Below are 26,002 nucleotides of genomic sequence, written 5' to 3' on the forward strand. Positions count from 1 at the left end.
TTCTTATCATACTGAACTTGTTTCAGCATGGTTTTATTCCCCAAACATACGAAACCACCCCCAACCCCTCCTTGGAAATAAGGAGGGGAGCTTAAGCGCCATAACCTTACCGTCAAGCTTTTGCTCCTCATTCCTTGTTCTCCTCCTACCCCAATAATCCCTTTCTCAGCCCAAGTTCCAATCCGCGCAATTCTGCCAAGCCCTTCATCCTACCCGTTACAGAATATCCTGGATAAGCATGTTGGTTTACATCGGCCAAAATTTTATGCCCGTGATCTGGACGCACAGGTATCGCTACATCATCTCTACCCTGTTCTTGTCTCGATTGTTGTTCGCGGATAACAGCTTCCATAATATTAGCCATATCATTATCGCCGTTTAGGTGATCGGCTTCATAAAAACTACCGTTTGCCTCTTTGGTAACATTTCTTAAATGTAAAAAATGAATATGCGGACCAAAACGTTTAAGCATTTCTGGTAGATTATTTGCAGGATTTGCACCTAATGAACCCGTACAAAATGTAATTCCATTGGCTGGGGATGGCGCTGAAGAAACAATATACTCTAAATCATCTGCATTGCAAACAACCCTTGGCAAACCTAAAATTGGAAAAGGTGGATCATCTGGATGAATACACATTTTAATGCCCATTTTCTCGGCATCTGGAACAATGGCTCTTAAAAAATAAGCTAAATTTTCGCGCAGCACGCTTGCATCTACCTGTTCATATTTCTTTAAATGCCTTTTAAACTCCTCAGGAGTAAACACCTCATCTGTACCGGGCAACCCTGCCATAATTGTATTTTGCAAGGTTTCCTTTTCTTCTTTAGAAAGGCCGTCAAAATAAGCCTTTGCGTCAACAATGCGTTCTGTAGAAAAATCTTTTTCAGCGCCTTCTCTTTCCAAAATAAAAAGGTCAAAAGCGGCAAGCGCTACAGCATCGTATTTTAAAGCACTTGCCCTATTTGGCAAAATAAAATCGAGGTTGGTTCTAGTCCAGTCTAACACAGGCATAAAGTTGTAGCAAACAATGCTTAAACCCATTTCTGAAACATGTTTTAAGGACTGAATATATTTCTCAATCCATTCATCCCGGTCTGCCGAACCAATCTTAATAGATTCATGTATGTTTATGCTTTCTATCACAGACCAAGTTAAACCTGCATTTTCTATCTCGTCCTTGCGTTTGGCCACTTCTTCAATCGACCAAACATGGCCACAGGGAATATGATGCAAAGCGGTAACCACGCCCGTGGCACCAGTTTGTCTAATATCTGCCAATGTTACTTCATCATTCGGACCAAACCAACGAAAGGTTTGCTCCAATTTTTTTATCTCAGTCATTGTATTTTCTCAAATTCATTGCGCGCACGCAGCATAATCGCAGACACAAAACTACTATTTTTATGTTTCGATATGTTGGTAAAGTTTAAAAGCGATGCCCATGTTAAAAAAATGTTGTTCAGGTCATATAATTCTATGAAAATAAAACAGGCGGGGTATGGGCGCATACCCGAATTTGAAGAATGAGATTTCTATTTACGCTAGTGTCTATGGCACTAAAATCTCTGGCCGAGGCAGAAGTGCAAGTTTTCCAATCGCCTTCAACATCCGCCAAAGGCGATAAAGAACTAGCCGTTTTCACCTTAAACAACCTAATGTTATCATTATCGGCATTTAAAATAATCTGGTTGGCGTTTAAAATGGGTGATGAATTACCGCGCATGGCCATCTCCATGTTAGATTGCCCGGAACAAATCCATACCTCGCCAATCAAAACATCGTGTAATGTTATTGCGTTTCCATCACTTATTTTAATATCGAAAGGACCACCAGCAGAAGGCGTTTGCACATTTAATTGCCATTGGCCATTCTTTTCTGCTTTGGTTTGGTAAGGTTTTTTATCCCAGGAAGTGGTAACCGTAACAGTCGAATTTGGATTAGCGCTTCCCCAAAAGTTTACTTTGGCTTGTTGTTGTAAAACCATGTGATCGCCAACCAAAGCAGGTAATTTAATCTCTGCAGATGCTTTTAACGTAAAGAGCGCAAAAACCAATAAAAAAATATTTTTCATGGATGTAGGAATTGTATTGATAATTTATCGCATAAAAAGCCTGATGAATTACAGACGCTTTATACAATCTTAATTTAACTAAACGCCGCTAAAAATAGAGAAACCGCCATCTACCGTTAAAACGGTTCCGCTTACAAATTTAGAGGCATCGCTTAACAAATAAACCAATGCGCCGCTCAGCTCATCGGGCCTACCGAAACGTTTAAACGGTGTATTTTGTACCACTAATTTTCCGCGTTCTTTAAAAGAACCATCGGGGTTGGTTAGCAGATCTCTATTCTGTTCTGTAAGGAAAAACCCTGGCGCAATGGCGTTCATCCTTATTTGATCTCCGTACCGATTGGCCAATTCTACAGAGAACCATTTGGTGTAAATTTCTATTCCGGCTTTAGCCAAACTATAGCCTAAAACCTTGGTAATAGCTTGTTGCGAAGCCATAGACGATATGTTTACAATGCTGCCGCTACCATGTTTTGCAATTTCTTCTCCAAAAATTTGGGTAGGCAAAATAGTACCGATTAAATTTAGGTCGAGTACTTGTTTTAACCCATCTATATTTAAACTAAAAACCGATTCTTTAGGGATCTAATACGCCGCCTGGCATATTGCCTCCAGCTGCATTTACCAAACCGTGGATGGCGCCATATTTATTTACGATTTCGGCTTTTGCATGCTCTAAACTTTTCGCATCCAACACATCACAAATTGCCGCATAAGCCTTGCCACCTGTGGCAATGATGGTTTTTACCCGTTCATCGGCCACTTTTTTGTTTCTGCCAAGTATAATAACTGTTGCGCCGTGATGGGCAAGTATGTTTACAAAGGATTCTCCAAGTATTCCAGTACCGCCCGTAACCACAATTACTTTCCCATTTAAAGAAAAAAGATCTTGTTTGTTATTATTTTCCATGCTATTATCTAAAATTTTTATCGTTAACGTCTATTGTTGTTATTTTTCTGTCTTCTGTAATTCCAGCATCTTTTCGGCATACCTTTGGCCTAGTTTTATGGCAGAATTTGCTTCGAAATGTGTTTTATCTCCTCGATCAACTAAGCCTTCTGTATTGACTAATGCGGTGTGGGGTACTTCGGCAGGGAGTGATAGAATCATTTTATTAAAAGCAGTATAATATTCGCTAAACTGTCCCAACTGACCCGCAACAAAAGGCAAATTTTCGTTTCCTGTTAATTTTCTAACCCTTTCTATTAAGGCTTTCAACTTGGGCATATAACTTTCTACTCCCTTTTCATTGCTATCAGATTCTCCCTGATGCCAAATAATTCCTTTTATCGTGCCGTATTTCATGGCGGCTTTTATCCTCTTCTCCGCATCATCATACGGATATTTGCCAGTACTTTTATCTTTTGCTCCCGGCACCCAAGAATTGATAGACGTACCACCCACAGCAGTTGGTACCAACCCTATTTCTACTTTCGAATTCGCATCGGCCATAGCCATACCGAAAGATAATCCTGGCCCAACACCAACTGCTTTTGGCTTATCGAAATGAAGCGGATTATGCGCCTCTTTCCAAGATAAGTCTTCTGTAAATACCTGTACTTTCGGATTACCCAATGCTTGGTTTTCGGGAGTTAAATAACCTCGCCCAGACATGTTAGACTGTCCCATTAAAATATAAATGTCTTTGTTGTTGTTTTTCATCGCGTTTCGGGTAACGTTACAAGAAAAAAGAGTTGTTGCCAATGCTAAAGATAAGCCTAAATACCTGGTCGATTTTTTATTCATGGTGATGTATAGATTAAAACATTGCGCGGCCAGAAAAATGCTTCATGAGATGGAGAATACAATTGTCGGCAACGATTACGATTTCAAATGTACAGCATCATCTTTAAAATTAACAGATAAATGTTGCAGATATAGCAGACATTTAGGTCAGTTTGATCAACAACAATTTTTTTACTCCAAATATTTCACTTCGTTCATTATTTCAGCACCTATTTAACATATCACCTGCTTATTTGAACTAATACTATGGTATTTTGGCGTAACGAAGTCTCTAAATTGCAGCTCGATCAAAACTAATCAAATGATGGTAACTATCCGGATGAAGCAACTCCTCTTCTTTAGTGTTTCTTGGCTTTTTTGTTTAAGCGTTTGGGCGCAAAATCCTAAAATAACTAAAATCGACCAAGGCTGGAAGTTTTATCCTGGTGGTTTAGAGTTTGCCGAAACACCAGCGATGAGTGATAGTTTATGGCAAAAAATATCGATTCCGCACACTTGGAATGCGACAGACCCTTTTACCGACAACCATACCTAACGTGAAGGTAAGTTTGGTATAGAATTAATAGCGTTTCGCAATTTCGATCAACACATGGTTTTAGCTTTGATGGCTCCACGACCTTTATATGTGGGCAGTGCAGAAGAGGATTTAAACGAAGATCCAAAGGGAGAATTTTTAGCACTAAAGGCAACTGAACCTGTTTATAAACTTTATCATTTTGCAGGTTTGCCAACCGATAAGATGCCCGCTGTGAACCAACCGATACATGGTGCTCAATTGGGCTATCATTTAAGAGAAGGAAAACATGGCATTACCGCCTTTGATTGGGCCAACTATTTCCACTTCATTAAACACCACCTTAAACACCACCTTGCGGAACAAAACGGCAACAGGGAGGAAATACATTAAAGTTAGATAGCAAAACACCAAATTATGTACATGATAAACAGCATTTTAAACATATCGGCTAAATTTTTATAAAAAATAACTTGCTAGGTTTATAAAACTCGCTATATTTGCATCACCAAAAACAAACGGTAAAACGTTATGCGAAAGTAGCTCAGTTGGTAGAGCACGACCTTGCCAAGGTCGGGGTCGCGAGTTCGAATCTCGTCTTTCGCTCTAAATGCCTTCCTACCAGGAGGCATTTATTTTAAAAGCTCATTGCTTTTAAGCTCGGATGGTGGAACTGGTAGACACGCAGGACTTAAAATCCTGTGCCCTCAACAGGCGTGCGGGTTCGATTCCCGCTCCGAGTACTGAACCCTCTTACTTATGTGTAAGAAGGTTTTTTATTTTAAAAATGAAAGTGGCTCAGCTGGTAGAGCCAAGTCTTTAAAACGGCTTTTGAGCAGGTTCGAGGCTTGTTTTTCATTCATAAGAGCGCGTCAAACCCCTTTTATTTCACACAGCAGAATATCATTTCCCGTTCCGACATGAGTAATTACGAAGAAAATATGTTCAGATTTTCATCAAAACTTAATGGAAATTTGGCACGTTTTCAGAAAAACGATGATGTTCTAAGCTACCGGTGATATTTCTATAATACACAATTTGGATCATAAATGACCCCGAAGTAGAGCTATCGGGTATTGGTGGCAGAGAGTCTATTTTTAGCCTTATGAAAACTCTTCTTTTTCAAACTTTCCGCTCTAACCGTAGAAGCAGAGCTTCGGGGTATTATCTGAATAAATAAATTTAGGAATGGATATTGAAAGGTGTGCCGCTCTTGCCTCAATTTTTGGCTGAATGTGTATAGCACCAGCAACCTTTGAATTTTATACTCTAGCTCTTAAAGCAACGACCTATTTTCTGCGAGCTTTTCAATATTAGATTGAATTTTCTGCTGAAATAGTTTTTTTGCTGATTCTAAATTTTTGTTGTTCAATTTGCTTATTGCGGTCCATATTAAATAAAGGGTCAGTTGTGATTTTTTATTAGCACCAATGAAAACCACTCTAATAAGTTGTATTTCCATCCACATTGTTTGTTTGGTCGTATCTGTTTAAGAATGAGAAACTCAGAAAACAAATATAGATGCGCGATTATAGATGATGATACCATTTCGGTTGGAATTTTAACTAAATATATCTCGATGATACCGAAGCTAACCTTGGTTAAAAGTTATACAAATCCTTTGCTGGCTATTGACGAGATTCAAAAACAACAAAAATTAGACTTCCTCTTTTTAGATATAAATATGGAAATTTCTGGATTGGATATCGCTTCTTTTCTTAGTGAAGAGGTAGAGTACATAATCTTCGTAACTGGCCATCCCGAACATGCATTGGCTGCCTTTGAGGTTTACGCCGATAATTTCTTGGTAAAGCCAGTTGATTTTCAAAAACTCCTCTTTTCGGTCAACAGGGCAGTTGTTACCTCTCTATCCTATCAGTAGTTTAGCAAGTTAAATGCTGTTAAGTAAAGATATTTTTTTATAATTTACAATTTCTTTACCTTATAGAAATCAGTTCTTGCATGCTATCGTTGTGCTGTGTACAATGTATAAAACACTTTCAATCTCCTAAAACGATGGCTAAAAAAGAACGTGCATTCGTAATATCCTGACAACTGACTTTACAAACTCCCTGCACTATTGGTAGAAAGTGCCTCAAATTGATTTTGCGCTGTAAGTTAACAAACAGTGATAACTCATTATACTTTGTGAAAAAATTTTTAGACCCTGGAACTCTTGCATTAAAGTGGATAGCTTCAACTAACGATTGTGACCAATGAAAATTGCTGAATGATAGCTCGACCCTCTATCATTGGCCTTTTTGTCTATTGTTGATGGATTATGAATTCGATAAAAATAAGCGAGGATTTCTCTAAAGTCTTTTTTCAGGGTCATAGGTTATTTCAATTCCTTTAACATGACAGAATTGATTTCGATAAGTTGGATTTTCTTTTCACCACCTATATATCCTACGTCCGTATCAATCATCCCAAGTAGTACCCTGAATAAATCTTATTGCTTTTCCGTCATTAAGGTCTGTTCACGCCATCTCCCATACACGAATAATTCACTTCTGAATTAACAGTTCGTAATGTTTTATTTTTGTGTCCAATCCATTAAAATATATAAAAAAAGATGTAAAATGTGTTTTATTTTCAGAGAAGTTTACGATAAATGTCGTGTTTTGCTTCTATAATTTATAAGTTGGCGAAATAAACCAAAAAACAGTAGCTTTAAACGGATGGATAGGCACATAGGTATCATCTCAAAAAATGAAAGTTATTATACAAAAACAAAATAGACATTTTAGTTTTTAAAATTAGGCAATAACGAATCGTATTCTGAAGTGATCAAATTTTTATTAATTGTGTTCACAACCAACTGAATATCAAACGGCTTTTGAATAAATCCATCTGGATGATAGTGTTGGTTTGCGGTCGTTTCCCTATGGCCTGCCGATACCATGATGACAGGCAATTTTTCGGTCAACACATTTGATTTGACCATCCTGCAAAGGTCGCGTCCATCAACATGCCCCAACATAATGTCTAACATTACCAAATCAGGATTGAACCCAGAAAGTGTTTTGTAGAACTTGGAGGCGTCTAAGATGCCGATTGCAGAAAAACCCTCCATTTCCATCAGCATTACAAGTACGTCAAGAATGTCTTGATCATCATCTACTATCAATATTCGTTTTCTGTTTTCCACTTCCTCTAATTTTCCCCCGAGCACCTTTACACAGGCCATTTCTGTAACACTAACATCGATTAAAATTAAAAGTTTCACTTATAACTGTTTGGAGTGTGTATTCTTCTATTTTTCCTCTAGCAACATTTTTTGTGGATTAAATTCGCATTTGAACATGATTTTTATAAATTTAAAGTTTGAAAAGTAACCTTGAAACTCTTTTATATCGTGAGCTGAATGATTCACAATGTGCACTTGGCCAAATTCCAACATAATTTTTAAAGAAGATGGTAGAAAATCCAGAGCGTATTGAACACAGAAGGCTCGAAGCGCTCAAGACATATCATATCCTAGACACTGCTGAGGAGAAAGACTTTGATGACCTTACCAAATTGGCTTCGCAAATTTGTGGAACTACAATAGCGTTGATAAGTTTTGTAGATAAAGATCGGCAGTGGTTTAAATCTCATAAGGGGCTTGGTGTTTCACAGACACCTAGAAGTCAGTCGTTTTGCGCTCATGCTATTAATTCTCCAGATGAGATTATGGTTGTACACGATGCCAAAGCCGACCTTCGTTTTCAAGATAATCCGCTAGTAACCGGAGACCCGAACATTTCCTTTTATGCCGGTGTTCCGCTTACCAATGAAGATGGTTTTAAGCTGGGAACACTATGTGTTATCGATCCAGAAAAAAGAACCTTGACCGAAGAGCAGGTATCTTCCCTAAAAATTATAGCTGGCCAAGTTATGGACACTTTAGAACTAAGGAGAAAAGTGCTGATGCTCGAAGAACTAAATGCCGAACTAAGATCATCAGAAGCAAAAGAACTCTTACTAAACAGCCAGTTAAAGGATGCGGCTGTAAATCAAAAGCTGCTAATTGAGCGCGAGAAAAAGGCTAATACAGAACTGCTATCAACCAACAAGGAGCTAAAAGAACTGCAGAACGGTTTGGCAAAAATTTTGGCAAACCTAGCAGAAAGTGAGGAAATTAAAGCTTTAGCCATAGAGCAAGCTGAACTCGGCACCTGGCATATTGATACGAAAACCAAAGAGTTTAGACCCTCTGAGCGGATGAAGGCTTTCTTTGGATATGGCAGAGATGAAACTATGCCGTACAGTGCGGCGATTGAGCAGATTGAACCACAATTTAGAGATTTAGTGGTCGATGCTATCAATGAGTCTATTAAGAAAGGTATTCCTTGTAATATGGAATACCCAATTATTGAGCGCTTTACCAATAAGCAAAGATGGATAAGGGCAACGGGTAAGCTTAATGTAATTAATGACCCCAAAAGACCCGAACACTTCTCTGGGACAATGATAGACATAACCGAACGAAAGCAGAACGAGCAGCGTAAGAACGATTTTATAGCCATGGTAAGCCATGAACTTAAAACACCCCTAACTTCTATGGGCGCTTTTATACAAATGTTGGAGCTGAGGGCAAAAAAACAGGAAGATGATTTTGCGATAAATGCCCTGGAAAGGGTTACGCGTCAGGTAAAAAAAATGAACGCCATGATCAGTGGCTTCCTTGACGTATCTAGACTTGAAGTTGGCAAAATCTATGTAGACAAGCAACATTTTGACCTCTCGCAACTGGTAAAGGAAGTAGAAGAAGAATCAACTGCAATGATAACCTCGCACGAAATTATCTTCGCCCCAATAGCGTATATTTTAGTGGAGGCTGATCGAGATAAAATTGGTCAGGTTATCAACAACCTGATAAGCAATGCGGTAAAATACTCTCCAAAAGGTTCTAGAATAGATGTTGCATGTGTGGCCGAAGCTAAAAACGCATTGATGAGCGTAAAAGATCAGGGCATGGGGATTACCGAGCTTGATCAAAAAAAACTTTTTGATCGTTTTTATAGAGTTGAGGGTAAAGAATCAGCAACTATTGCTGGCTTTGGAATTGGGTTATATCTTTGCTCAGAAATCATACTCAGACACGATGGAAAAATTTGGGTAAAAAGTAAGTTAGGCGCTGGATCCAATTTCCATTTCAGTTTGCCTTTGGTAGAGGCGTAATTGTTTGGAAATTGGTTTTGAAAATAATTTTTTACATGGATTGGGGAAAGATATACTAATCTGACAGGAAACGAAACCCAATTCACGTGGCCAATTTTCCGTGTACCCAGTTGGCCAGTTACTTCGAAATACACCACCTCCCCTATCTCATAATACAGTTTTTAAATGATTGTAAATACTACTACACGTCTTTTATCGTTGGGATTTTTAGCCACAGTAAACCCACCCTATTCCTTAAACAATAGTTCCGAATCAATTAAATCTAAAATCTCGGCATCAGCTTCTTCATCAAATTTTCTGGCAAATAAGTCTTCCGACAACTTTATGCTTTTAAAATCTGAACTTTGAAGTATTTTTGGGTGAGGGCTCTGGGGGCTTTCCCAAATGATGAATCGTTTTTCTGAGTTTTGCATTCTTGCTAATAAGCCCTCATCTCTAGAGTTTCCCACTATCATGTGTATAAACACTTCGTCGGCTACAAAACTATTTCTATGAAATTTTAGGTATTCTGGATTTTTTTCATGAAAGTCTAAAATATAATTTAGGGCGTACATATCTAAATTTATCCAGGCAGAGCCAGTATAGGCAGCCATTTCCTTTGGTATTCTCCTGCGTAAAAATGCCATCGGTATAGAGAGCAGGTTTAGTGTTCTAGACGCAACTCGATTACACCATTTTTCGCCAAAGTAATATTTATCTATTCTATACAGCCCTCCTCTGTCTTTGCCTGGCCACTTTTCTAAGTTTGGAATAGGGAAAAAATTGATAAAAACTGAATAAGGTGAACTCTGGAAAAATTCATTTATTTCCTTATTACTTTTTATTGGATAATCCTGCCCACTCAATAAAATTATTCTGTCGAAAGAAAACAGGCTATGTTTTATAGTTTTTAAACCAGCCAAAAGTGGCAAAGTTGTTCCGTATCTTCCCCATTGACCATCAAATCTGTCAATAAAAACCACCTTATCGCCAAAAACCTTTAGCGAATCAAACTGAGAAATATCTACTTTTTTATCAATATGAATAAAGAAATGTGACAGTCCATCATTTAGCCTATCTACAAGGCGGCAAAGTTGGCTTGGATACTTGTGAGCCATAATCAGGTACGCTTTTTTCATAAATAAGAACTAGTTACGCTTGCGTTTTAAAGAATAAAAAATTAAAGAATTATGTTTCACAGCGTGTATTATAGGTTATAAAAAAATTGTGGCCTGTATGTCTTGCTATAAACAAGCAACAAATTAAATTTTTAGGCAGAACACGTTAGGTTTAAATTGGTTTTTAAAATCGAACTCCTAAAAAATCTATCGAGGTTCGGAAGCTTACTTTTAAATTCTCCTTGCGCTTAACTAAAATAAGTTCTCAACTTTTTTAATAAAACCCTAATTCTTGGGAACATGTTGTGCGAAATAATTGGTTGTTTTTTAAGTTTTTGCAGGATATTTTCGCATAATTTATTTGCTTATCTGGCGCTGCCGAAATAAGCTTAAAACTTTTAGCTCTTTTTATCGAGGTTTACTCTAAATGGTTGTCGATGTAGCCTCAACAACGATAAAATTGATTATTATTTCAATAATTAAAAACTGTAAACTCAAAAAAATCGTATAATACTTTTACAAAAACAGTAGTCTTAGTATTATTTATTAGTAAGATTTATGAAAAACATGTTAAATCTTAAAAGAATCGGTTTAAATTATAATCTGTACCTCAAAAAATTGGATGAACTGCCCTTCGATAGCAAGATTGTAATCAATACAATCAACCAGTATTCTTATTGCATTGCGCAAAAAGATCCAGTTTTTAGAAATGCGTTGAAAAGCTGCGACATACTTTTACCAGACGGCGATGGTGTTGTATTGGCAGAGCGCCTGCTAACTGGAAAAAAGATAAATAAGATTTCTGGTACAGATTTACATCTATATTTTTTATCCTCATTAAATAAGAAAAATGGAAAATGCTTTTATTTAGGTTCTTCTGAAGAGACGCTGAACAAGATAAGGATTAAGCTTTCCAAGGAATATCCCAACTTGAAGGTTGGCACTTATGCGCCTCCCTTTAAGCCCTCATTTTCTGCAGATGATGACGAACAAATGATCAATGCCGTAAATGAATTTAAGCCAGATGCATTGTTTATCGGCTTAACGGCTCCTAAGCAAGAGAAATGGTCTCAACAGTTTAAAGATCGAGTAGACGCAAAATATATTTGTTCTATAGGTGCTGTTTTCGATTTTTATGCCGAAACCGTTAAAAGGCCGGGTAAATTCTTCCTCAAATATAAATTAGAGTGGATGGGTCGCTTGCTAAGCAATCCATCAAGAATGTGGAAAAGATACCTTTACTACGGTCCCATTTACATTTTTTACATTCTGAAAATTAGATTTTTAGCTCATTCAAGAGAAACCGCTTAGCTCTTCTTCAAACAGTCCAGTTTTATGATACAAAAATACACCAATTTTCATCGGATTTTCTTCCTCATTGTAGATTTGGTCTTACTGAATGCGCTTTATCTTATACCCTTATTATTCTTCGAGAAAACTCCGCAGTCAGATTTGCGAGATTTGATAATTCTAAACCTAAGCTCTAACATTGTCTGGCTGGTAAGTTCTTATCTATTAACTGTTTATGTTATATATAAACAGGTTAATCTTCGAATTTTGATAAGAAGAACAATTTTATCCTATCTAATTTTCGCCGCTCTGCTCTCTACTGTCATTTATTTTGCAAATTTTGAGTATACAACATACCTTATCGCGGCCATTGTTTTGGGCTTCGGCTTAGTTCTCTTAGTATCTAGACTGATTTTGATAAGCTACGTGCTCTATACAAGATCCAACAGCAAATTTTTTAGGAAAATAATTATTATCGGCTATAACGAAACAGCCGACACATTAATTAAGTCGTTTGCCTCTTCTGAAAGTAGTTTAAGGTGTCTAGGTTGCTTTGATGATATAGACCACAGTTCTGGAAGTATGAGGCTGCATTATTTGGGTACGATTGATAAAAGCTTCGATTTTGCAAGGCAAAATGAAGTTGCTGAGATTTACTGCACGCTATCGCCAGAAAAATTTCCGTACTTGTACGATTTGGCAGAGCAGGCAGAAAAAGAATTTATTAGGTTTAGGTTTGTTCCAGACCTATATCAATTTCTTAACAGGAAAGCACATTTAGATTTCATCGATGAACTACCTGTATTTTCTTTAAGATCCGAACCCATGAATTATGCAACGGCACAGTTGAAGAAGAGATTTTTCGACATTATAATTAGTTCACTTATTACTGTTTTTCTGCTCTCATGGCTGCTTCCAATACTGGCAGTAATTATAAAAATTGATTCCAAAGGGCCAGTTTTTTTCAAGCAAAAACGTGGTGGACAGAACAATAAAGACTTTTTATGCATAAAGCTGCGTACTTTAAAGCAAGCCCCTACTGCTGTCGGAACGGAAATACAGGTAAAAAAGGGCGATAACCGACTGACAAAGGTTGGAAGAGTTCTAAGAAAAACCAATTTAGATGAGCTGCCACAGTTTTTTAACGTCTTGATGGGGAATATGTCTGTAGTTGGCGCCAGGCCGCACATGCTCAAACACGACATTAGTTTTGCAACCATTGAAGAAAGGTATACCATCCGTATGTTATCAAAACCTGGGGTTACCGGTTGGGCGCAAATAAATGGTTTACGAGGAGAAATAAAAGAGAATATACAGTTAAAGAGGCGGGTAGAATTTGATATTTGGTATATTGAGAACTGGAATACTTGGCTAGATTTGAAGATTATCTGGCTAACCGTTCATAAAATGATCATCGGCGATAAGAACGCTTACTAATCGCATCAGCATAAATCTTTATGAGCTGTAGATAATTAACAGCTGGAGTGTATTTTTCTAGATACGATGCTTGGGCCTCGTATTTGAACTTGGCTTTTGTTTGACTGGAAAGGTGCTTAAAATACAATAGTTTCGCCCGCAAGTCTTCATAATTTCCAGGTTCAAAAGTCAAGCCGTTTATCTCGTTTTTTACAATGGTGCTAATATTGCCCAAGTTTGAGGCGACTACAGGTATCGATTTTGAAAACGCTTCTGTTAAAACCATCCCAAAAGTTTCGTACCATTCAGAAGGGAAAACAAGGGCCTCGGCGCTGTTTAAAAGTTCGTCTATTCTGTACGAGGGTTGTTGCTTTAAGAACTCAATATTTGAATTGCCTGCACAAACGGAGGCTACCAAATTTTCTAAAGGTCCAGAGCCAACAATTTTTAACGGAATATCCGTTCCCGATACTGCTTTAAGCAAAGTTTTTATTCCTTTCTCTTCAGTCAACCTTCCAATAAACAAAAAATAACTCTTTTCTGATGGTATACTCGCTAGTCTTTCTGGCGAAAAATTTGCTTTGACAACAATTTTTTCAACATAGCTTTTTAGATGCGATTCTGAAAACAATTTATAAGAATGGTCACCAAGAACAATAAAGGTATCTACTTTATTAAGCGTCTTTAGTTTTTGGTGCATGTAATTAGAAAAAGCCAACCAAAAGGTTAAAATTTTAGAGTTTTTATATACCCCTTTCTTAACCGCTAACCATGGAAAACCCGGCTTTAATGAATCTAGAAAAATCTTCCCTTCAAAATACAAACTGCCAGACGGGCACAAAAACCTAAAATTATGCAGGGTAATTACTATTGGAATTTCTGTAGCATCTGCAGCATAAATAATAGATGGAGAGCCAGCAAAATGCATGTTGTGAATATGTATAACATCTGGACGGAATCTTCTAATTTGTTTTTTTGTTTTTAGGTAGGAACCGATGTTAAATGGCATTGTAAGAAGTTTTGCCAAGCTAAATGGGCTATTATCAAACCGAAGCAGTTCGACCTCGTGGCCGTTCTGTTGCAGCAAGTCTATTTCATTTTGCACAACAGTATCTTCCCCCCCTGCAAGTTTGTAAAAGGTATGAATAAACAAGATTTTCATTATTCAGCTTTTTTTATGCTATTCGTTAGCTTAATGAACTCGTTTCTAAGTTTCCTGATAACAAGTGTTTTATAGGAATAGGGGGCTTTGATTTGAGCTTGTAAATTGGGTAGCACATTTGTAGATGGACTAAAGCGGAATGATCTTTTTTTACCATCATCAACCGGGGTAATCAAATAATTTACGCCCGATGTATTTGTAGATTCTTCATCAAACCCAATATTGCTAACTTTAGATAATACAGGGTAGATAACTTTTAACCGGTTTTCTGCAACATGGGTCTGCATTTGGATATCCCAAGTAGAAATTTTTCCACCAATCTGCTTTTTTAACATTCTAACCAAGTCATATCCTTCTGCGTTAAGCCGTTTTTTAAACCCTGGAGAAGTGTTCATTAACTGCTCTAGCTCTCTTTCATCCCAAATAACAGAATCGAAACGATTGCCCCAACCAGCCCATCCGTAAGAGCAAAATCTTTTGTAAACAATGGTATCATAATTATACCCTTTTGTTTCTATCGGAAAAACATAAGCCGTAACGCAGAAAACAGATTTATCATCTTTATAAAATGCAAGTGCATCCAAAAGATACTTTACATAATTCGAACTAACAATTAAATCATCTTCTACAATTATAAACTGTTCGTAGTTATCAGCTAAAAAGGTTAGGCCCGTTCTAAAATTTGGACCTGTACTGAGATTTTCTTCTCGATAGTGTTTAATTACCGACTTAAACCCTTTTAAATTGTCGATATAATTTCTAACTTCTTTTATCGGCGTATGGTCGTCCCCTTTTTTCGGTCCATCGCTAAAAAAAACTATGTCCATTTCGGCACATTCTGGATTAGTCAAAAGTGCATTGATACAACGTTTTAACTTGCTTACCCTGTTGTAACAAAAAACGCCAATTACGATTGATCTTTCCATTAATTGTTGGTTTTTTTAATTTTTTGCCATAGCACTGGAAACAGCGTTTTCGCCCATATTTTAATAAATACTATTGGTTTGTGCGATGGAAAATGGTTTGTTATAAAGCCCATGTATTCTTTATAAGCTAACCCTTTAGGACTTTTTAAATGAGCTATGCGCTGTTTTAAATTTCTTTTTATTTTAAATTCGTCGTTTAAATTATCATCTACACAACTGCCCAATACACCAGGAACAACAGTAGTTTTAAATCCTGCTTTTTTAGCTCTTAATGTATAATCAAAATCGGCAATGCTGTGCGTAAATTCAGAAGACAAGATGCCAATTTCTTTTACAACGTTCTTTGGAACCATCATAATATTTGCATTTGCCATGTCGCATTCCAAATACTCTGTTTCGCTAAAAACGCTAAAACAGGGCACTTTATCAGCGTAAAACAATTTGTGTCCGCCGTAAGATATTTTGTTTTTTTCTACATCGATGGTGCTTCCAATTGCAATTCCTCCAGCCTTATCTGTCTCGTAATATTTTAATAATTTGCTCACACAATCTGGCTTAAGTAATGTATCGTCGTTTATTAGCAAAAAGTAATCTGGTTTGCTTTTTATCGCGTTTGTCCAAGAATTTCTCATTCCGCCTGCCCAAAATAAACTGCCTGTTCCTTTCAGCACATTAACAAATGGATAACATCTCTTAACTGCTGCTTGGGTACCATCAGAAGAATTATCATCTGTAAGGAAAACGTTTAAATTAATGTGGTTATTAATGTTTTGTTTAAAAAGACTTTCTAAACACGAAAGTGTTTTCTCCTTCCTATTAAATGTTGCTAAAAGTACCGCTATTTCCATGTTTTAATTATTAAAAAAATTCTTAGTCCTTTTACTTAGCGCCCTGTAATAACTTAACATATAATATTTGGTATAACCTCTTAAATTTAAAAAGGGGACACCCAAAAGCTGCTTGAGTTTTGCCATATAAATATTATGAGGAATTTTTAATCCAAAATGTTCTTTATTAACTATCAACTCTTGGTATAATGAAGCCAGCCCATACGTTTTTTCTGCAGGAAGGTGCCATATTGCCACATTAACATCTGTATTTTCTACGTTTCTGTAGAAAACAGGATTTGTCCAAATTCTTTTCAAAAAAGTTTTGCTCTTGCTCGATTCGAAATTATTCTTATAATAAATAAAGCTCAGCGTCTGTGCTTCTTCATTAAATTTAGGCTGCTTATTTTCAAATCTTGTTAACATTTTTGGCCATAACAATTTAAAATCCGCATAAATTACACCAATGTTTTTAACGCTTGCCATAAAGAACTCGCCTAAATGATATCCTGGAATATCATCTATATTTCTACCTAATAACTCCTCGTAGAGCATCTTCATGTCTTTCCTACTTAGCCCGTGGATAACCAAATCGGTTGTACAATCATCTTCGAGTGATATAAAACCTTTTGGAGCAGCCGCGCGAAAAAGCGGCTGAACAGACTGCGTAAAAATGCAGTCTGAATCTAAGATGAGGTACTGATCTTCCAAATGTTTATTGTTATTAACTATGTACTCCAAAATTGAAAATTCGAAGAACTGATTTTGAAATAGGTTGAAATAACCTTTTGGTGTTTTGTAATTAAAATCGGTAAAAATAATTTCTACGTCCAGTTCAGCTAAGCTTTCTGCAACCCAACGTCCATTTAGCAATGGCATTGATTTGGTATTGCTAAAAAGCACATGTTTTTGGGTTTTGTTAAACCTTTTGCTGGTCGCAAAAAATAATAGGATACACCTCCAATATATATTCTGATGTTTTTGTCCAGATGATTTCTCTCCAGTTTGAGGGTAAATACTTTCCTCTCCAACGGCATCTGTGCATATCCAAGTGCATATATAATCCATACTTAATTTAGTTTTATATTTTCTTTTACGGGATTGTTAAAAATGGTAACGTGTTCTGGTTCTATAAAAACCTCATTGTCTTCATCCCAATTTTTCTCGAGGTAATAAAGGCACAATCCAACAACGCCCCAAAAAATTAACGGAAGCACATAGCTGAAAGAGAATATTAATCCTGCCAAAGAGAATGCTATCAATACGATAGATTTTTGATTTAGCTTTTTGCTAAAAGATTTAAAGGCCAGGTAAATCAAATAAAAATACTTCAATACCAAGCCAAAAAAACCATGGTAGAAAATCGTCTCCATATACGCTTCATGAAAATGTTGCCCGGTTTTTGCCGGCCACCAGTCTACCAAAGGATTTTTCATTTCAAATCCCTCAAATGTCCATCCAAAAAACGGCCGTTTTAAAGCCATGGGGAAGTAAACGTCGAATTGGTCAGCTCTAAATTTGCCAGTACCGTCTTCTCTGGTCGGATCAAGGATTTCACTAAATCTGTCTGAAAAGAATTGGAGAAAACCAGGGAATGCCTGTGAAATTACAAATGTAAGAAGCGCCAAAAAAATAATGCCACTTAAAAATGTTTTCATTACTCGAGATATAGGTAGGCTATTGTTGCGTAAACTCATAAACAGGTAAACGCCCAATGCAAAAATAGCGCTCGCCCAAACAGATCTGTGCTGATGTACTACAATTACAGTCGCACAGAAAATGAACAATAAAAGCGCAGAAATTTTACCCTTCCGCAAAAATTGGTTAAGGTACCAAAGTAGTGGAACAATCATCATAAAGATAGATCTTGCGTGTATGATCCGGCTATCGCCAGAAAATGGCCCGTAATCTACCATTTGTACGCTTGCTAAACTGAATGAAAATCCCCTGCCGTAAATTAGCATAAAAACAATATACACCCATAAATAAAACTGGGCGACTAGCTCTAAAATATCGAAATCGTAGGTTCTGCAAATAAACTTGATAAAAATAGTATAGGCAACAGAAAACAAAATGGTAAAAAGCGTTAGCTGTTGAAATATGCTTCCATAAAAAAGCATAGATTCGAAAATGAGCTTTATTACTACAAAGCCCAATAAGGCAATGTATATTTTTTCGTTTTTTTGAAGATGGTTAAATTTAAAAATGATGTAAGCAAAAATCACCAGACTCAGCAACTTCTCATACATCAATATAATTACTGAATTTGGTAAGACTAGCCAGGAAAATATATTTTCCATCAAGAAAAAAGTGAAGAACAGCAACAAAATCTCCCCTATCGAAAATTCATACTTGGAAATTTTGATGATATAATTCATTTAAAATACTCTTTTTACTCTTCTTATAACTTTTGGAACAATATGCGTAAGCTGTAAAAAATTAAGAAACTGATTGAGCATAATCGTATTTAAACTCTTTCGGTTGTCGTTAAATTTTATGGGTCGTTCTCCGTCTAGATACATGCTTTGGAAAATATCCTCTTTTTCGGGAATGATTGCTCTGTATATTTCTGCCTTTTTATCAACGAGTTCTTTACTAATGTAGCCTAAGTGTTTTAGCCTAAAGTTGGTGTTGCTTTTTAACCCCTTAATGCCCTTTACATTAGGAGAATCTATTATTAGGTTCTGAAAATAGCCAGATGGGTTTTCACGCCACATTAACCTATCATGACCTGCCGAATAATTTAAGCGATAGAGAGACCCTGCAAAATGAGTCCTATCAATAAAGTGAAATCTCCTAAAAGCAAACTTGTTTACAAATCTGCTTGCCATAAGCTTATCAAAATGAGCCCTTGTTAATTGTGGTTCAAATGTTTCATCGATATCTACCCACAAACACCAATCTGGTTTTCGCAACCTTACCCGCTCGTAAAGCATATTTTTGTCTCTTCCTTCGTTGTAACCTTCCGTTTGAATAACTTCTACAACTTTAGGATGCTTCTTTAACATTTCGAAGGTGCCATCTGTAGAACCGTTATCAAGTACCACGATCTCGTCTGCCAATTTCTCAAAACAGCGCAACCATTCCTCGGCGAAGAAAATACCATCTTTAACACGTAGCATAATAACGAATTTTGCCATATTTCTTTTTATTTAAGAGTTTCTTCGGTTTTATAGCCCTTGGAAAAAATAGATGAAAGTTTAAGGCGCAGTGTTTCTTTCAATTCTTTATCAATTGTTAGTACGGTGGTTGCAAACAAGACAGAAAAAAGTGCACCGTTTAACATTATACTAATAATTTTCATACTCGACGGAACTATCAAATTTGCGCCATACGCTATGGCCCAGCTTAGCCCGGCTGCCAGCGGAATTATAACAACCCATCTTTTAAGTATAGATGTAACGAATTTGCCATCTAGAAAACCAACTTTATGCAGTCTTAAACTAAAAAGAGTAAAATCTACCCCAATACTTATCGCTACCATCACAATAAGCAAACCGACTAAACCGTAATATTTGCTAGAGAAATAATATAACAAACCAGATATAATTCCTTTCATTATAGTAATGAAACTGTTTACTTTAATATCTCCGAGCGCATAACCCATGTTAGAAGAAAAATAGCCGATTAATGTAAAAAAGAAACTGGCAACCAAAAGGTGTACAACGGTATTGCCAGCATATTTTCCATTTCCAGTCCATAAAGTAATTAAATTCTCATAGTTATAAATGAAAACAAAAACCAAAAAGATAGCCGCATAAGAATAATATTTGAACTGAGTATAAATCAACGATTTGATCTCTGCGTAATCTCCTTTTCCTTGTGCGTGAGAGATTAACGGCATAAGCGCAACGGAATGCCGCCCAACAAGCGACTGTGTCATTTGGATTGGGCGCTTATTAATTTCAAAAATCGTTATCATTGACGGAGCGATAAACCTCGCCAGAAAAATCATATCCAAACTTGCAGAAAAACCTCCTATTATTCTCGACAGAGAAGTGAATGAAAATATTTTAATAAACTTTTTTAAATGTGCCGTACTATAAATTATTTTTAGTTTATCTCGTTGCAATTGCTTTCTTAGAGCACTATAATTATATATATTGATGTAAAAAGCACGGCAAAGGTTTGCAAAGGCGATAGCTACAACTCCAAAACCCGAAAAAAGTAAAATAATGTTAATAATTAAAAAAACAAAGTTGCCCGATAATGAACTGATTGCGACCTGTGCAGAATTTTGTAAGCCCTGATTAATTCCTGACAAGCTGAAAGAAACCAATGACATGCCTGTTGCTATTATGGAAATTAACAACGCAGTTTGCAAGCCCTTATATTGCGAAACATCTTTATTAATAATTGTTCCGATGAGGAAATAAAAAGTAACCCCTGCAATAATGGCGATAATTAAGATAAAAATTGCAGTTAAAATACCAGATCCAATGGTTAAATTAATTTCTTCTACCTCATTTTTACCTCTAAGCTGCGCTATCTTCTGTTGCAGCACGTCTCCCACTCCCGGGTCGGCCAAAGTCATCCACGCAAGAATATTCCCCGTGGCAAGCCAAAGCCCCAAAGTAGAGGCGTCTATCTTGTGAAGATAAAACGGTAAAAGAATTAGCGAATTAAAAATGTTGGTTATAACATAACCGTACTGAAAAATAAAATTCCATTTTAGAATATTTTTATCCATTAAATCAAATTTTACTCGATTAATTTTTGGTCGTACGCCCCGCCATAAACCATACCCGCTCCATAACCATAGCCATAATTATTTTTCCAAAATCCTCTTTGTGCCACGGCATTAAATATTATTGCAGGATTTGGAAGTTTGTTCAACTTTATGTTCTCATCTATTCTTTCTACAAAGACTTTGGGCGTGTAGGCATGCCTTACAACAAATAGTGTGGCATCACAAAAAGGTGCTAAAATATATGCGTCAGACACTGGGCCAACCGGTGGCACGTCTACAATGATAAAGTCAAAGCGTTCATCAAGATATTTAAAAAGTTCATTTGCCCTACCATTTAAAATCAATTCGGCAGGATAAAGCGGAAGTTTGCCCGTTAACAGTAAAGATAAGTTTTCATTGGCGTCTGACTGCTGAATAATATCAGATTCTGTAGCAGTTCCTTCAAGATATTCTGAAATGCCTACAGATTGTTTCATGTTAAACTTATGATGTAATGTTGGGTGATTCAAATCAAAATCTAGCAGAGCAACTTTTTTGCCCGTCATGGCCAAACTAACAGCCAAATTCGAAGCAACGAAACTTTTACCTTCTCCAGCAATGGCAGAAGTTACCATAACTCTTTTATCTTCTTTGCCAACACCCAAAAAATGTAATGTGGTCCGCAAGCTTCTAAACTGTTCAGCAATAAGTGTTCTTTGTTGAGAGCCTATAACAATATAATTTTTCGACGAGTGCGCACTAATCTCTGCTATTACCGGCAAAGAAGTTAGCGAATTGATTTCGCTTTGAAACATTACATTTCTTCTAACACCTTCCTTAACCGTTACGAACCCAATGCCGAGAATACCAGAAGCAAAAAGTGCTGACAGCAATATCATTTTACGATTTGGACTAACTGGGTATTCTGACGATTCTGCGTTACTTATTATCTTGTTATCAGATCCGTTGGTAATATAAGAAAGAGCTGTTTCCTCTTTTTTCTGAAGCAAAAAAGTGTAGATGCCACTTTGAATTTGTTGTTGACGATTTATATCAACCAAATTTCTTTCGGTCTCTGGAATAGATTGCAAAACAGAAGAATAATTATTTGTTGTACTTGCCAGATCATTCCGACTCGCCGAAAGACTATTTCTCTGGTTTCTTAAATTCTGAAGTATTTGAGGCTTAATTTTCTTTATTTGGTCTTCATAAGAAATTACCATCGGGTTGTTCGCTCCAGTAGTCTTGCGCAAGCTTTCTGCAGTAAGCTGAAGTTCATAAATGTCTTTTACCATCTGCGATAGGCCCGGATCGTTAATTCCGGCCGTAGATGGAACAAGACCGCCTCTTAAATCTTTAGACTGTACATATTTCTCTACTTGATCTAAAACAGACAACTTCATATTGATCTCACCAACCTTTTGGTCGTTTACACTTACGTTCTCCAAGTATAACTTGCCTTGCGTCCCAACGTCAACAGCATTTTTTTCTGATTTGTACTTTTGGAGCTTTTTCTCAATATTCAATAGATTTTTTTCGACCGAACCCAGCCTTGTATCTATAAATGCCTGTGTGTTTTCTGCCAGCAAATTGTGCTGATCTATAGTCGATTGGCTGTACAAATGTACAATATCGTTTAAAACGTCCTCAGCTCGTCGCTGATCTCTATCTAGCAAGGAAACGTTTAAAATTGTTGATAATTTATTGGCCTCCTCTACTTTGATGTTTTGGGTGATTGATGCCACCACCTTTTTAGGTGCCGTAAGTTCAAAGCTGAAATCATCCTTATCAGAAGCACGATATGAGGGATTTAACCTGAACATAACCGTTGCATAGGGCATTTTTACCCACCTATCAAAAGGATATTTTTTATTATCGATGACAACGTGCCCACCTTCAATTTTAAAATTGGTTTTTTTTACAGAAGGAACAGTCTTTGGGTTTTGCGCGATTATATTTATGGGCGCTTTTTTATATAAAAGTACGCTTGCTAGGCCTTCTTGGTTAAAAACAGAACTATAGATTCCAAGCTGCTCTACAACCTTGTACAAAATGGGATTTGATACAATAATCTCGCGCTCATTATCAACAGTTTGCTTTGTTGAAAGATTTGAGCCCATCGGGTCATCAGACTTTATCTCATTATCACCCTTTCTCTCATTAATTAAAATTCTTGCGTTGGCCTCGTAAATAGAAGGTGTAATCTTTAAATATAAAAAGCTACCGATTACGGCTACTATAAACAATCCCAAAAAAAGCGGCCAGTAAGGCAAAAGCCTAAATAAAAGATGTCCGTTTGATCCACCTGAATTTTTTTGTTCTGCTGGTTTCCTTATTATATTCATAATTATCTTACAAGACGGTCAATAATAATCGCTCCAAAAGAAAGCGCACTGAGAAGTATTGGAATTAGAGTGGCACTTCTTTTAGAACTGGCAACTTTTGCTTTGTTGGCCTCTACATAAACAATATCGTTAGATTTTAAATAATAATAGTCTGATGCAAATATATCGCTTGTGTTAAGGTTAACTCTCTTAATCTTTTTCTCACCATCTTCTTCTCTAATAATCATCACATTATCTTTTCTTCCATAAATAGTAATGTCTCCCGCCAAGCCTAATGCTTCTAACAAAGATATTTTTTCGCTTGGAACATTTACCACAGATGGACGCCCTACTTCACCCAAAACAGATACTTTAAAGTTTAACTGCCTAATAATTACAATAGGATCTACAAGTAATTTCTTATTAAGTAGCTCAGTGGTAATTTTTTCTCTCAATTGGTTGGTAGTCATTCCGGTAATTTTCATCATTCCCAGAACAGGGAATTGGATATTTCCCTCATTGCTTACCAAATAACCGGGAGATTGTAAATTCGCCCCCGTTACACTACTCGTACTAACGTAAGAACTATTTGGCTTGTTAAATATTTCTGTCGCGGCAGGATTTAAACTGGTAACTGCGATACTTAAAATATCGTTTGGTTGAATTACGTTTTTGGATGACAGGTTGCTGGCCTTAATAATTGCATCTTGCTGATTATTAAAATATACCGTATCTCTAGTACTAGCACAAGAAAAAAGCGTTACCGAGATAAAAAACGTCGCGATAATGAATAAACATTTGCGGCTTGAGATGCCTTTGTAGGTGTTAAACATAGTTGTTATTTCAGTTAATTTATAGTTAAAAATTTACGTTTTATTTTATCTTTGGCTAATTATTGGCCCCCACAAATATAATTCTTCTTCTTTAGTTAGACTATACGTTTTTTTTTACATATTAGATTTTATCCAAGGCTCAAATAATTACATTATTACCAAAAAAGAAAATAGCCCACCCTAGGCCCGAATTTGATTTTAATACAATGAATAAGCTATCTGTCATTGCATGCTCAATAATAACGCTGCTGTCTTGCACAAAATCATCGTCTGTTGTAATTTACTCCGAAAATAATTTTGAGGAAATTTCTGGTCACGCTTTTTGTGCCTATAATTTAAAAGGAGATGGGACATCTGATGATACGCAACGGTTACAAAAATTACTTAACGATTCTTCGACCATCTATCTTAGAGCTGGTGTTTATCTTATAAATCAAACCCTCAACTTTAAACCAAACACCAAGCTAATTGGCCAAAAAGGTACTATAATTAAAGCGGGTAAAAGCATGGGCGGAACATTATTAGCGCATGGAAGGTATATTTTCGCAAAACAAGCCAACAATTCGCTCATTGAAAATATAAAGTTTATCCAATCTGAAAACCCATACAGTTTCAAAGAATGGGCAAACGCCTGTATCTTCATCCTCGATACTCAAAATTTTGAAGTAAGACATTGTAATTTCGATTTCCATTTGAACTATGGGAAGGTGGGAATGGAAGCCGTTTGGGTTTCTGGCACAGATTCTAAGAAAAACATTATAAATGGCAACGAAATAAATACTTTAGGAATTAGATATGCAGAAAACGGGGCTGATTCTACTGTAGTTGATGCCAATATATTAACAAAAGCCTACTCTAACGCCCTTACTGCAACTGGCAATCACCCATCAAATTTTATTTTGGGATGTAAGGTCTTAAACAACAAAGTTCTAAACGCAGGCAGAATGGGAATAGAGGACTGGGGCAATACCGATGGCACATTGATTCGGGGCAACAGTATTGATGGAACAGGAAAAGACCCAAACCAAGCAATTGATGGCATTGCACTATCAGCAGTTGGGACAAATACATCTGTGGTTAACAATGTAATAAAACATGGCAAAGTTTATGGTGTCGAGGTGCGGGGCAACTATGGGGTAAGGGTTAGTGGAAATAAAATATATGGCGGCCCGGCATTTACGGGCATTATTCTTAATTATACATTTCCTGCGCCTGCCGATAAGTTGCCTATTTCCATTGTTGAAAAAAATACCGTCTCTGGAGCACTTATAGGTATGCATGTTTTTGGAAATTATGAATCGAATGCCATCGTTCGTTCTAATTCATTTACAAACAATTTAAGTAAGGGCGTGAGTATTGAATCTGGCGCAAAAAACTACCTTATCCAATTTAAAGACAATCATTTTAAATTTTCAGTCCCAAATACTCAAGACCGATTTGCAATCTTCAGCTACACAAAATACCCAACAGGAACGGCTAATCAACAATTGATCTTAATTGCCGATACCATCAGTTTTTTACCTTCTGCTGCAGCTGGCAAAGGTGTAGATTTTGGCGTAGTGATAAGAACTGATAATGCAAAGGTGGAAAACCTACAGGTTCGGGCAAACAATAACAAAAACGCTGCAAATGTGCCGGTAAATGCCATTACTGCTTTTGGGGCTAAGCCAGCAAACGTTATTTTTAAAAACAACCATGTTTTTGGTGGCCTGGTAGATTTAAAAGGTTTTAAAAACCTTGTGCTCAGTGGAAATAATTTTGTACAGTAAATAAAGAAAGCTACGGTTTATTCATCAACAAAAATCCATAAATAGGGGTTTGTAATCTTAAAGCTTTCGCGACGGCTTAATGGCTAAAAAAAATCGCATCTATATAATCTTTTAAAGCGGAAGAAACTGCCGACAGTAACAAAGGAGTTAAATTAAGAAATAGCAAATATCTAAAGGACGAATTGTT

The 26,002-nt window shown here is 36.6% G+C and carries 24 protein-coding genes and 2 tRNA genes; 9 read left to right on the forward strand and 17 right to left on the reverse strand.

Annotated features, from left to right (window positions below; all coding sequences use genetic code 11):
* Positions 1 to 145: 145 nt before the first annotated feature.
* The 5 genes from uxuA to ABIB40_RS12260 form a co-directional block, all read right to left on the reverse strand.
* Positions 146 to 1,345 carry a mannonate dehydratase gene (uxuA, locus tag ABIB40_RS12240; RefSeq protein WP_354359447.1) on the reverse strand — a complete coding sequence of 400 codons (1,200 nt, stop codon included), beginning with the start codon at positions 1,343 to 1,345 and terminating at the stop codon, positions 146 to 148.
* 133 nt (positions 1,346 to 1,478) lie between these two features.
* Positions 1,479 to 2,075, reverse strand: a complete 597-nt coding sequence (locus tag ABIB40_RS12245) for a hypothetical protein (RefSeq protein WP_354359449.1) — start codon at positions 2,073 to 2,075, stop codon at positions 1,479 to 1,481.
* Between the two features lie 78 nt (positions 2,076 to 2,153).
* Complete coding sequence (locus tag ABIB40_RS12250; protein ID WP_354359718.1) at positions 2,154 to 2,660, reverse strand: SDR family oxidoreductase; 507 nt, start codon at positions 2,658 to 2,660, stop codon at positions 2,154 to 2,156.
* The gene (locus ABIB40_RS12255) at positions 2,653 to 2,985 is read right to left on the reverse strand and encodes an SDR family NAD(P)-dependent oxidoreductase (RefSeq protein ID WP_354359451.1); all 333 of its coding nucleotides are present in this window, start codon (positions 2,983 to 2,985) and stop codon (positions 2,653 to 2,655) included. Before ABIB40_RS12255 ends, ABIB40_RS12250 begins: the two co-directional genes overlap by 8 nt.
* Positions 2,986 to 3,024: 39 nt before the next feature.
* A complete protein-coding gene (locus ABIB40_RS12260) occupies positions 3,025 to 3,822 on the reverse strand; it encodes a sialate O-acetylesterase (RefSeq protein WP_354359453.1) in 798 nt (265 codons plus the stop codon).
* Positions 3,823 to 4,123: 301 nt separating this feature from the next.
* Between ABIB40_RS12260 and ABIB40_RS12265 the strand changes: the two genes are divergently transcribed.
* The 5 genes from ABIB40_RS12265 (at position 4,124) to ABIB40_RS12285 (ending at position 6,218) form a co-directional block, all read left to right on the forward strand.
* Positions 4,124 to 4,357, forward strand: coding sequence for a hypothetical protein (locus ABIB40_RS12265; RefSeq protein ID WP_354359454.1), 234 nt, complete (start codon positions 4,124 to 4,126; stop codon positions 4,355 to 4,357).
* Between the two features lie 54 nt (positions 4,358 to 4,411).
* The gene (locus ABIB40_RS12270; RefSeq protein WP_354359456.1) at positions 4,412 to 4,729 is read left to right on the forward strand and encodes a hypothetical protein; all 318 of its coding nucleotides are present in this window, start codon (positions 4,412 to 4,414) and stop codon (positions 4,727 to 4,729) included.
* A gap of 140 nt (positions 4,730 to 4,869) precedes the next feature.
* Positions 4,870 to 4,942 (forward strand) — tRNA-Gly (locus ABIB40_RS12275).
* Positions 4,943 to 4,994: 52 nt separating this feature from the next.
* A tRNA-Leu gene (locus ABIB40_RS12280) sits at positions 4,995 to 5,079 on the forward strand.
* A 752-nt stretch (positions 5,080 to 5,831) separates the two neighbouring features.
* Entirely contained in the window at positions 5,832 to 6,218 is a 387-nt protein-coding gene (locus tag ABIB40_RS12285; protein WP_354359458.1) for a LytR/AlgR family response regulator transcription factor, read from the forward strand.
* A 318-nt stretch (positions 6,219 to 6,536) separates the two neighbouring features.
* On the opposite strand, the gene ABIB40_RS12290 is transcribed toward ABIB40_RS12285, so the two are convergent.
* The gene (locus ABIB40_RS12290) at positions 6,537 to 6,671 is read right to left on the reverse strand and encodes a peptide-methionine (S)-S-oxide reductase (RefSeq protein ID WP_354359460.1); all 135 of its coding nucleotides are present in this window, start codon (positions 6,669 to 6,671) and stop codon (positions 6,537 to 6,539) included.
* Between the two features lie 411 nt (positions 6,672 to 7,082).
* Positions 7,083 to 7,565: a response regulator gene (locus ABIB40_RS12295; RefSeq protein ID WP_354359462.1), complete on the reverse strand. Its 483-nt coding sequence runs from the start codon at positions 7,563 to 7,565 to the stop codon at positions 7,083 to 7,085.
* Between the two features lie 188 nt (positions 7,566 to 7,753).
* On the opposite strand from ABIB40_RS12295, the gene ABIB40_RS12300 reads away from it, so the two are divergent.
* Positions 7,754 to 9,502, forward strand: a complete 1,749-nt coding sequence (locus tag ABIB40_RS12300; RefSeq protein WP_354359464.1) for an ATP-binding protein — start codon at positions 7,754 to 7,756, stop codon at positions 9,500 to 9,502.
* 227 nt (positions 9,503 to 9,729) lie between these two features.
* Here ABIB40_RS12300 and ABIB40_RS12305 read toward each other — a convergent pair whose 3' ends face one another.
* Entirely contained in the window at positions 9,730 to 10,620 is an 891-nt protein-coding gene (locus ABIB40_RS12305) for a beta-1,6-N-acetylglucosaminyltransferase (RefSeq protein ID WP_354359466.1), read from the reverse strand.
* Between the two features lie 537 nt (positions 10,621 to 11,157).
* Between ABIB40_RS12305 and ABIB40_RS12310 the strand changes: the two genes are divergently transcribed.
* The gene (locus ABIB40_RS12310; protein WP_354359468.1) at positions 11,158 to 11,910 is read left to right on the forward strand and encodes a WecB/TagA/CpsF family glycosyltransferase; all 753 of its coding nucleotides are present in this window, start codon (positions 11,158 to 11,160) and stop codon (positions 11,908 to 11,910) included.
* Between the two features lie 24 nt (positions 11,911 to 11,934).
* Positions 11,935 to 13,326, forward strand: a complete 1,392-nt coding sequence (locus tag ABIB40_RS12315) for an exopolysaccharide biosynthesis polyprenyl glycosylphosphotransferase (RefSeq protein WP_354359470.1) — start codon at positions 11,935 to 11,937, stop codon at positions 13,324 to 13,326.
* Here ABIB40_RS12315 and ABIB40_RS12320 read toward each other — a convergent pair.
* Genes ABIB40_RS12320 through ABIB40_RS12360 form a run of 9 tightly spaced genes read right to left on the reverse strand, consistent with a single transcriptional unit; the run spans position 13,301 to position 24,046 of the window.
* Positions 13,301 to 14,467 carry a glycosyltransferase family 4 protein gene (locus tag ABIB40_RS12320; RefSeq protein ID WP_354359472.1) on the reverse strand — a complete coding sequence of 389 codons (1,167 nt, stop codon included), beginning with the start codon at positions 14,465 to 14,467 and terminating at the stop codon, positions 13,301 to 13,303. The two genes, ABIB40_RS12315 and ABIB40_RS12320, sit on opposite strands and share 26 nt — an antisense overlap.
* On the reverse strand, positions 14,467 to 15,393 hold the full coding sequence (locus ABIB40_RS12325; protein WP_354359474.1) for a glycosyltransferase: 927 nt from the start codon (positions 15,391 to 15,393) through the stop codon (positions 14,467 to 14,469). Before ABIB40_RS12325 ends, ABIB40_RS12320 begins: the two co-directional genes overlap by 1 nt.
* The gene (locus ABIB40_RS12330) at positions 15,393 to 16,241 is read right to left on the reverse strand and encodes a glycosyltransferase family 2 protein (protein ID WP_354359476.1); all 849 of its coding nucleotides are present in this window, start codon (positions 16,239 to 16,241) and stop codon (positions 15,393 to 15,395) included. Before ABIB40_RS12330 ends, ABIB40_RS12325 begins: the two co-directional genes overlap by 1 nt.
* Before the next feature lie 3 nt (positions 16,242 to 16,244).
* Positions 16,245 to 17,288, reverse strand: coding sequence for a hypothetical protein (locus ABIB40_RS12335; RefSeq protein WP_354359478.1), 1,044 nt, complete (start codon positions 17,286 to 17,288; stop codon positions 16,245 to 16,247).
* A gap of 2 nt (positions 17,289 to 17,290) precedes the next feature.
* Positions 17,291 to 18,598, reverse strand: a complete 1,308-nt coding sequence (locus ABIB40_RS12340) for an O-antigen ligase family protein (protein ID WP_354359480.1) — start codon at positions 18,596 to 18,598, stop codon at positions 17,291 to 17,293.
* Entirely contained in the window at positions 18,599 to 19,360 is a 762-nt protein-coding gene (locus ABIB40_RS12345) for a glycosyltransferase (protein ID WP_354359482.1), read from the reverse strand.
* A gap of 8 nt (positions 19,361 to 19,368) precedes the next feature.
* The gene (locus tag ABIB40_RS12350; protein ID WP_354359484.1) at positions 19,369 to 20,910 is read right to left on the reverse strand and encodes an MATE family efflux transporter; all 1,542 of its coding nucleotides are present in this window, start codon (positions 20,908 to 20,910) and stop codon (positions 19,369 to 19,371) included.
* A gap of 11 nt (positions 20,911 to 20,921) precedes the next feature.
* Positions 20,922 to 23,234 (reverse strand): GumC family protein, encoded by a 2,313-nt coding sequence (locus ABIB40_RS12355; RefSeq protein WP_354359486.1) that lies wholly within the window; start codon positions 23,232 to 23,234, stop codon positions 20,922 to 20,924.
* 2 nt (positions 23,235 to 23,236) lie between these two features.
* The gene (locus ABIB40_RS12360; RefSeq protein ID WP_354359488.1) at positions 23,237 to 24,046 is read right to left on the reverse strand and encodes a polysaccharide biosynthesis/export family protein; all 810 of its coding nucleotides are present in this window, start codon (positions 24,044 to 24,046) and stop codon (positions 23,237 to 23,239) included.
* A gap of 206 nt (positions 24,047 to 24,252) precedes the next feature.
* On the opposite strand from ABIB40_RS12360, the gene ABIB40_RS12365 reads away from it, so the two are divergent.
* Entirely contained in the window at positions 24,253 to 25,815 is a 1,563-nt protein-coding gene (locus tag ABIB40_RS12365; RefSeq protein WP_354359490.1) for a right-handed parallel beta-helix repeat-containing protein, read from the forward strand.
* Positions 25,816 to 26,002 lie beyond the last annotated feature (187 nt).

Source organism: Pedobacter sp. UYP30 (genome assembly GCF_040547165.1).
GTDB lineage: Bacteria > Bacteroidota > Bacteroidia > Sphingobacteriales > Sphingobacteriaceae > Pedobacter.